This is a genomic window from Kurthia sp. YJT4, assembly GCF_030219945.1.
Classification (GTDB): Bacteria; Bacillota; Bacilli; order Bacillales_A; family Planococcaceae; genus Kurthia; species Kurthia gibsonii.
The window spans coordinates 2,930,755-2,940,000 of record NZ_CP126689.1; the positions used below are offsets into that span (position 1 = coordinate 2,930,755).

General features: G+C 38.4%; 8 protein-coding genes. All 8 read right to left on the reverse strand.

The window, feature by feature from the left end:
• Positions 1-5 precede the first annotated feature (5 nt).
• Positions 6-791 (reverse strand): restriction endonuclease, encoded by a 786-nt coding sequence (locus QN089_RS14625; protein WP_101035425.1) that lies wholly within the window; start codon positions 789-791, stop codon positions 6-8.
• A gap of 160 nt (positions 792-951) precedes the next feature.
• Positions 952-2,742, reverse strand: a complete 1,791-nt coding sequence (gene glmS, locus QN089_RS14630) for a glutamine--fructose-6-phosphate transaminase (isomerizing) (RefSeq protein WP_285215617.1) — start codon at positions 2,740-2,742, stop codon at positions 952-954.
• A gap of 463 nt (positions 2,743-3,205) precedes the next feature.
• Complete coding sequence (gene glmM, locus QN089_RS14635; protein WP_068450202.1) at positions 3,206-4,558, reverse strand: phosphoglucosamine mutase; 1,353 nt, start codon at positions 4,556-4,558, stop codon at positions 3,206-3,208.
• Between the two features lie 39 nt (positions 4,559-4,597).
• Positions 4,598-5,896, reverse strand: coding sequence for a CdaR family protein (locus tag QN089_RS14640; protein ID WP_068450199.1), 1,299 nt, complete (start codon positions 5,894-5,896; stop codon positions 4,598-4,600).
• Positions 5,896-6,735, reverse strand: coding sequence for a diadenylate cyclase CdaA (gene cdaA, locus QN089_RS14645; protein ID WP_068450197.1), 840 nt, complete (start codon positions 6,733-6,735; stop codon positions 5,896-5,898). The genes QN089_RS14640 and cdaA overlap by 1 nt, the downstream gene beginning before the upstream one ends.
• 163 nt (positions 6,736-6,898) lie before the next feature.
• Positions 6,899-7,507: a zf-HC2 domain-containing protein gene (locus tag QN089_RS14650; protein ID WP_068450196.1), complete on the reverse strand. Its 609-nt coding sequence runs from the start codon at positions 7,505-7,507 to the stop codon at positions 6,899-6,901.
• Positions 7,508-7,518: 11 nt separating this feature from the next.
• Positions 7,519-8,082: an RNA polymerase sigma factor SigW gene (gene sigW, locus QN089_RS14655; protein WP_068450194.1), complete on the reverse strand. Its 564-nt coding sequence runs from the start codon at positions 8,080-8,082 to the stop codon at positions 7,519-7,521.
• A 116-nt stretch (positions 8,083-8,198) separates the two neighbouring features.
• Entirely contained in the window at positions 8,199-9,101 is a 903-nt protein-coding gene (gene rocF, locus QN089_RS14660) for an arginase (protein WP_068450192.1), read from the reverse strand.
• Positions 9,102-9,246: the final 145 nt, after the last annotated feature.

Genomic DNA, 9,246 nt, shown 5'->3' on the forward strand with positions numbered 1-9,246 from the left:
CCCCCTTATAGTCCTAAATTATAATAGTCTTCCATAATTTTTTTGCGTAATTCTGTTTCTTCTGAAATTTTCTCTTCACTTCTTAACCTTTTTCCAAATATAGAATTACCTTCAGCATGAAGTGCATATAAATTTGTAAGCCTATTTAAATTTAGCAACAATGTATTTTCCTTAAATAATCTGTGCGCTCTTAAATCAGCAAGCTGATCCACTTGTACTACAATATCCCATAAATTGTAATCAACACCTGAGAGTTCTGAAATTAAAGGGTATAGTCTATCGTGAATATTCTTCTTTTCATCTTTCCCTACAACATCTTCAATAAAATCTTTATCGAATTTAACTGTATTAAAATAATCATCATATAAATTATGCTTTTTTAATAAATCTAATAAATCATCTTCATCATGTAATCTTATTTTAATTCCAAATTCTTCTTCCTTCACTTTTTTCCACTTTCTCCACCAACTTGCTTCCTTTTCAGACAAGATAAGGGGAACAGCTAATATCCATTCATTCAGTTCTGTTTTATCAACTGAACCAAGTGAATTTCGAATTTGGCTTTTTTGAGAATCTCCTAATTCGTTAATAAAAAATTTACACTGAACAACAATAAATTTATCAGGATAATCTATGTATACATCAATACCTCCATCACCATGCTGAACTCTTACTCGTTTAACTTCAGCGTCTGGATGTTCATTTTTATAGATTTTATAGCATACCTCTTCAAATTTATCTCGAGCACCTTCTTTGTACTTGTCCCATAACCAGTCAAAACTTCTCTCCATATAATGCCCTCCAAAAAGTCAGAAATAAAAAACAACCTCTTATGGATATTTTACCCATAGAGGTTATTTTTTATCAATCTTTATTATTAATTATCAATCTTTATTATAAATTATCAATCTTTATTAAAAACCAACAGTCTGATTAGCTTTAAAAATATCCTTACTCCACTGTCACACTTTTCGCTAGGTTACGTGGTTTATCCACATCACAGCCGCGTTGTAGGGCTGCGTAGTAGCTGATTAATTGTACTGGGACAACTGCTGCTAGTGGCGATAGTAACGGGTGTACGTGCGGAATTGTAATCGCATCGTTCGCTTCTTCCATGCCTTCCATTGAGATGATACATGGGTTTGCGCCACGTGCTACGACTTCCTTCACGTTACCGCGTAAGTTTAGTGCTACTTCTTTTTGTGTCGCAAGTGCGATGACAGGTGTGCCGTCTTCGATTAAAGCGATGGTACCATGCTTCAATTCACCGCCAGCAAATCCTTCTGCTTGAATATACGAGATTTCTTTTAATTTTAGTGCGCCTTCCATACTCACGTAGTAATCCATGCCACGTCCGATGAAGAATGCGTTACGTGTTGTTGCTAGGAATGATTCTGCTAGTTTAGCGAATTCTTCTTTGCGGTCAATAATTGATTGAATCGCATTCGCCGCAATGCCTAATTCTTTCTTCAATTCGATCTCTGGTTGGTCTGCCACAACATACGCTGTAATCGCCAATACCGCAACTTGTGCTACATAAGCTTTTGTTGACGCTACTGCGATTTCTGGACCTGCATGTAATAATAATGTGTAGTCGGCTTCACGTGATAATGTTGAGCCTGGTGCATTCGTTATCGTTAATGCTTGATAGCCTAATTCTTTCACCTTCACTAATACTTGGCGGCTATCTGCTGTTTCACCTGATTGTGAGATGAAGATGAATAATGGTTTTTTCGATAGTAATGGCATATTATAACCGAACTCACTTGCGATATGCACTTCTACAGGGATTTTGGCAAGCTTTTCAAAGTACTGTTTACCGATTAATCCTGCGTGGTAGCTCGTACCTGCAGCAATAATATATAGACGATCTGCTTCTTGAATCGCTTGTTGAATCGCTGGGTCAATCGTTAATTGACCTGCTTCATTTTCATACTTCTGTGTAATGCGACGAACGACTGCTGGTTGTTCATCCATCTCTTTTAACATGTAGTGTGGGTACGTGCCTTTGTCGATATCGCTCAAATCAAGTTCTGCTTTATACGGTGCGCGTTCTACAACGGTTCCGTCTAACTTTTGGATTTGAATTGAATCTGCTGTCACAATCACCATTTCTTTATCATGTAATTCGATAAATTGATCTGTTACGTGTAACATCGCCATAGCATCTGATGCCACAACATTGAACTGTTCACCAACACCTACTAATAGTGGGCTACCTTTTTTCGCTACATAAATGACATCTGCTTCTTCTGCATCTAATAAAGCTAACGCATAAGAACCTTCTACTAATGTTAGTGTTTTACGGAAAGCTTCTGCTGTTGTCATACCTTCATTTGAAAAGTGTTCAATTAATTGCGCAATGACTTCTGAATCCGTATCACTCGTCATTGTCACACCTTGTAAATATTCATCTTGTAATAAATGATAGTTTTCAATCACACCATTGTGTACTAATGTAAAACGTTTTGAAGCACTTTGATGTGGGTGTGCATTCACATAGTTCGGTACACCATGTGTCGCCCAGCGTGTATGTCCAATTCCTGTTGTTGCATCTACTGTCATGTCCACGACATCACGTAAATCTGCAATACGTCCTTTTTCTTTGAATACCTGTACGCCCGCTGCATTCTCTACTGCAATACCCGCTGAGTCATAACCACGATACTCTAATTTTTCTAGTCCCTTCAACAAAATTTCCTTTGCATCTAGTTGACCAATATAACCTACGATTCCACACATATTTAATTCCTCCGATATTTTGCAAATTATGAAAAGAGAAAAAGTCCATAGCAATGAAAGTTCGCATAGAAATTCCCTTACGAACAGTTTCTCTATCTCTCTATGATTTGCCGTTTCATCTCTTTGTCTAGCGAATCACTTCACTATTTTAAAGATGAACTTACGATCGGGCTGTCGACCGGGAGGCATCCGCCGAAACTTTCGATACTCCTCCACCTCGTCTACTGAAGATACTTGTCGTCCGATTTCTTCAGTACTGGCGCTATAACTGTTTTTCCGATTTACGCTTCTACACAATCCTCCTCAGCAAATTATCAGAACTATATCATAAACGGTAAAAGAATATACGTCAATTTAAAACATACAAATATCATTTTATTTATATAATATTCCCAATTTCCCAGGAAATAAACACGAAAAAAGACAGTGCCGGCTTATTTCCAACACTGTCTTTTGAATGATGTTATTCAGCTAAACCCATTTCTTCTTTTACAACTGCTGCAATGCGTTCGCAATATGCATCGCATTGTTCTTTCGTTGAAGCTTCGACCATTACACGTACAAGCGGTTCTGTACCTGATGCACGTACTAACACACGTCCATCACCATTCATTTCCGCTTCTACAGCTGCGATTGTTTCAGCTACTTTTTCATTTTGTGTCACAGCATGCTTATCTGTTACACGTACATTGATTAATTTTTGAGGGAAGATTGTCATTTCAGCTGCTAATTCTGATAGACGCTTACCTGTCATCTTCATTGTGTTCACCAGCTGTAAGCCTGTTAATAAGCCATCACCTGTCGTATTGTAATCAAGGAATACGATATGACCAGATTGCTCACCACCGACATTGTAGCCACCTTCACGCATCGCTTCTACAACGTAACGGTCTCCAACTTGTGTTTGAATACTCTCTATTCCTTCTGCTTCCAGTGCTTTATAGAAGCCCATGTTACTCATCACAGTTGAAACCACTGTATTCTTATTTAAACGACCTTTTGCATGATGATATTTTGCACAGATATACATAATTTGATCGCCATCTACAATCTGTCCTTTTTCATCGACTGCAATTAGACGGTCACCATCACCATCGAACGCTAAACCGACATCAGCACCCTTTTCAAGTACGAATTCAGCTAATGCTTCTGGATGTGTTGAACCTACGCCATCATTAATATTTAAACCGTTTGGTGAAGCACCCATTGATGATAGATCGGCTTCTAGATCAGCATATAAATGTGTCGCAAGTGATGACGTTGCACCATGTGCACAGTCAAAAGCAATATGAATATTTGAGAAATCTTCATCTACTGTTTGTTTTAAGTACTGGATATATTTAAGTCCACCTTCAAAGTAGTCACTCACAGAGCCTAAATCAGCACCTGTTGGACGAGGTAGTGTATCTTCATCTTGATCTAAAAGCGCTTCGATTTCCGCTTCTTGTTCATCTGATAATTTAAAACCATCTGGACCGAAGAATTTAATCCCATTATCTTCTACAGGATTGTGTGATGCTGAAATCATAACACCTGCATTTCCACTCATTGCGCGTGTTAAATAAGCAACGCCAGGTGTACTAATAACGCCCAAACGCATAACCTCAGCACCAATTGAGATTAGCCCTGCTACCAATGCACCTTCTAACATCTCACCTGAAATACGCGTATCGCGACCAATTAATACCTTTGGACGTTCTGTTGCGTCTTTTGTTAAGACGTATCCTCCAAAGCGACCTAATTTAAATGCTAACTCAGGAGTTAGCTCACTATTAGCGACGCCACGTACGCCGTCTGTACCAAAATATTTACCCATTTGATTTTTTCTCTCCTTCAAAACCATTCCTCATATACGTTAGTCTTGTTTCGTAAAACGAACTTTTATTTGATCTAACGACGGAGTCAATTCTATACCTTCTGAACTCTTTACTTGGATTGGTAGCTCTTGTATCCCATCATCAATTTTACTTGCATCAGCAAATGCTTGAATATCTGCTGTCGTCAGAGCTGAAATTAATTTAGAAGCGCCTTTTGCTATCACATTAATTTGCCCTGATGATGGTGTAATAAATTCTGCACTATAATCTGTAATGTTCATGCCTTGCAACTTCACATTTATATTTTTAAATGTTTTTTCGACGTCTTCCGTTGCAGTATCTTCTTCATCTTTTTTCGCTGTATCTGTTTCATTTTTGTTTTTCGCGCTCGTCTCATTTTCTTTTGATACTTTTACGCGTACATCAACTGCTGCAAATGATAAATCTGCTACACCTGTAGGTTTTTCGAGTGTTCCTTTAACAGTTGTCGTCTTTTTCAAACCTTCTACATCTGCATTTACAACAACCTGTTGTATTTTTTCTAAATTACCACGTGAACCATATACAAGTACTTTATCAGATTTAGGGGTTACACCATCAACTGTATAACCTTTTGCCGGTTTTCCTTTTTGGTTTACAACGAGTGGCACTTCTTTATTATACTCAGATAACTCAACTTTTACTTTAACGGTTTTTGGCTCTACGTCAACATTTAAAATGTTCATATTGCGGTCAAAGATTTTAATTCCCGCTACCTTTTCAAATGTCTTATCTGCATCTTTACTCGCTGAGACTGTCGCTTTTACATACGTAATGCGATCAATCGCACTCTTTGCACCAGATACAGTTACCGTTTCTGGCTCTGTTGTCATGTTTTTCACGTATTTTGTATCTGCAAGCTGCCCTTCATTAATTTCAGGTTCCACTTTCACATCTTTTGTAATACGTTCTTCTACATTTACTTTTGCTGTTTTCGGTTCGACTTCTACAGCTAGTTTATCAGAGAATCCTTCAGGTTCAAACTTAACGACATGCGTTCCCGAAGGCTGATCTTTGATATTCGCAACCACTTTAATATTACGACCTGTTTTCGTTGTGATAACAATGCCTACAGGACCGCTAATTTTAACATCAACAGTCTGTGGTACGCCTGTGACAACAAAGTTATTATCGTCGTATCGTAATTCAACAGGCACATCACGCAAAACTTCTTCTTTAATACCAGAGTTCGTCGAATCAATCGTATTACCGCTAGGTCTCACACTAAAAAACATTAGAATAGCTAGAGCTAAAGCTGTAATACGAAGCATCCAGGGGTTATCAATAAATTTATTCACTATTTTTTGCCCCCTTTCCATGACCAACGTGTTGTATTTTTCTCTGTCGTATCACCGAACCAAGCATTACGCAAACGTTGTTCAAACTCCTCCATTGAAAGGTCACGATGTAATTCACCGTTCACTGTTAAACTAATGCCACCTGTCTCTTCTGAAACAATGACAGTTACTGCATCTGTTACTTCACTAATTCCGATTGCTGCGCGGTGCCTTGTTCCTAATTCTTTTGAAATGAATGGACTCTCTGATAGCGGTAAATAACACGCTGCCGCTGCAATACGATTCTTTTGAATAATAACTGCACCATCATGTAATGGTGTATTTGGAATGAATACATTAATCAGTAATTCTGAAGAAATATCTGAGTTCATCTGAATACCTGTTTCAATGTAATCATTCAAACCCGTATCTTTTTCAATTGAAATCAATGCACCAATACGACGCTTCGCCATATAGCTAATTGATTTTGTCATCGCACTAATTAAACGATCGCGTTCCTCCTCTTCCTGCATACCACTTCGAGCAAAGAGCTTTCCGCGCCCTAACTGCTCTAGCGCTCGACGAAGTTCAGGTTGGAAGATAATAATAATTGCTAAAAAACCATAATCGATTACTTGATTTGTCATCCAGCCTAACGTTGTAAGCCCTAAATATTCCGTTATAATTCGAATAATAATAATGACGAAAATACCTTTTAATAATTGAACAGCTTTTGTGCCCTTAATTAATGTCAGTATTTTATAAATGACGAACCAAACAAGTAAGATATCTAAAATATTTAGAAATGTCCTTACTAGTTGATTCTCTGTTAAATTCGTTATTTCATTAATAAATGTCATGTGGAATCCCCCACTTTTCTAGCGCGTACGTATGGTAATAAGTATAGCATAACATACCCCGTCCTCGCCTTTTTCAAGCCAAAAAAGGATAGAATTTACTTATCATATAGCCTGATATTCAAAAGGACGGAAAAATGCAGCTGCAAGTTTCCGTCCCCTTTAGTTATTCGAATGTGAATAGCTTTTTTGTGCCGTCTTTGATGGTGTACCATAACCATTCAAATGTATCATCAATTTCTTCAATCTGGCCTGTTACATTTGCAGTAGAAGCCATGTACTTACCGTTAATAACGGTGACATCTCCTTCTACCTTTCCATCAATGACTAAATCACCATTCGTGACAACGATATCCCCTTTTACCGTTTGTCCTGCCGGTACAGTCACGCGATCTCCTTCAACAATCATCCCCGGATGTTCTGTTACAGAAAATGCTGAGCGGTCATTGTATCCTGATAATAAAGAAGCACTCATTAAAATCATGAACAGTGCGGCTGCGACAAGAATCGGATGCCTTCTCAACCATCGCTGCACACCGGACTTTAATTTTGGCTTTGGTAATCGGAACATAACGCGCTCTGTAAATCCTGCTGGTACAGGCATCGCTTGTAATGTTCCCACTAAGTAAACGACACGATTTAATTCATCCATATGTCGTTGACAATCCGGACATGTCTGTAAATGTTCAGTAAGCACTCGATCATGCTCAGAACTAATTTCTCCATCTAAACGCTCATGCATATAGTGGACAATCTCTTTTGGACATGTGTGCATCATGCTTCCCCCTACACGTCACCTAACTGCTTACGTAACGCTTCTCGTCCTCTGTGTACACGTGTTTTCACAGTACCTAGTGGTATTTCGAGAATATCGCTAATCTCTTGCAGCGGTAACTCCTCAATATACTTTAAAATAACGACCGTACGATATTTTTCTGGCAATCGACCAATTTCGTAATGAATACGTTCTTTTAACTCCATACGTTCTACTTCTTCGTCTGGTAGACGTTCTTCTGACGCAATTTGCGAATACATATCTAGTCCTTCAGTTCCCGGTACTTCGGCATCTAAGTAATAGTCCGGTTTCTTCTTTCGCAAACGGTCAATACAGAGATTCGTCGCAATACGAAACAACCATGTTGAAAATTTTCGCTTCGGATCAAATGTATGCAAATTTATATATGCGCGCACAAATGCTTCCTGTGCGATATCTTCAGCTTCTTGTTGATTCCCAACAATACGATAGCATACGTGATAAAGACTCTGCTGGTAAGAGTTCACAATGTCAGAATACGCATTTTGATCGCCCTTCAGCACCTGCTTTATTCGTTTGTGTATTAACGTGTCCATTGTGATGTTCCTTCCAACTAAACTGTACTTGATATACGTTTTATTCCATCATATAGTTTCAAAAATCGAGTACGTATATTATTGTAACATGAAGAAGGGGGTTATGACTTTTCAAACTATACCAGTGATTCACCTAATAGCGAACCCATTAAGCCTACAGCTACATTTGCTGTTGCATTCTTCGTATCTAAAACAGGATTCACTTCTACAAATTCAGCTGATGTTAACAGGTTCGACTCTTGCAGCATCTCCATCGCTAAGTGACTCTCACGATATGTAATCCCTCCTGGTACTGGTGTCCCCACACCTGGCGTATACATTGGATCTAAACCATCTAAATCTAAAGATAAATGCAAACCATCAATTTCACGAGAACGTAGATAAGCAAGTGCATCTTCCATAACAGCTGCCATTCCTAAACGGTCAATCTCATGCATTGAATATACTTTAATGCCCTTTTCTTTAATTAGTTCGCGCTCTCCTTCATCTACCGAACGTGCACCAATAATTACTAAATTTTTCGGATCAATCTTCGGCTGCTCCCCGCCAATATGCGTTAGCTTTTCATGTCCTAGTCCCATTGCTACTGCAAGCGGCATACCATGAATATTTCCTGATGGTGATGTTTCAGCTGTATTCATATCCGCATGCGCATCATACCAAATCACACCTAGATTTTTATAATGCTGCGCAAGACCTGCTAATGTTCCAATCGCAATACTATGGTCACCACCTAATACAAGTGGGAATTTTTTATGTTCAACTGCTGTCGCAACTTGTTCTGCTAATTTTGTACATGCTTCTACAACTGCGCCTAAATTACGCAATTTCGGATGTACTTCTAGTTTGGCTGCGTTTGGCACGTAGATATCCCCTTCATCTACAACTTCATGTCCTAATGCCTCTAAACGCTCTACAGCACCTGCATAACGAATAGCACTCGGTCCCATATCTACACCTCTACGCATTTGACCAAAATCGATTGGCACACCAATCATTGAAATATTTAATGTTTCCATTAAAACAACCCCCTTTGTTAGTTGTTTCTATTGTAAACATTTTTATGTAAATGGTTCAACTGCACATGAATTCGTATAATTATTCAAAAATAGCTATTTAAAGAATAGATTTTCTAAATGAAAACCCTATCTTTGTTTTTCATTT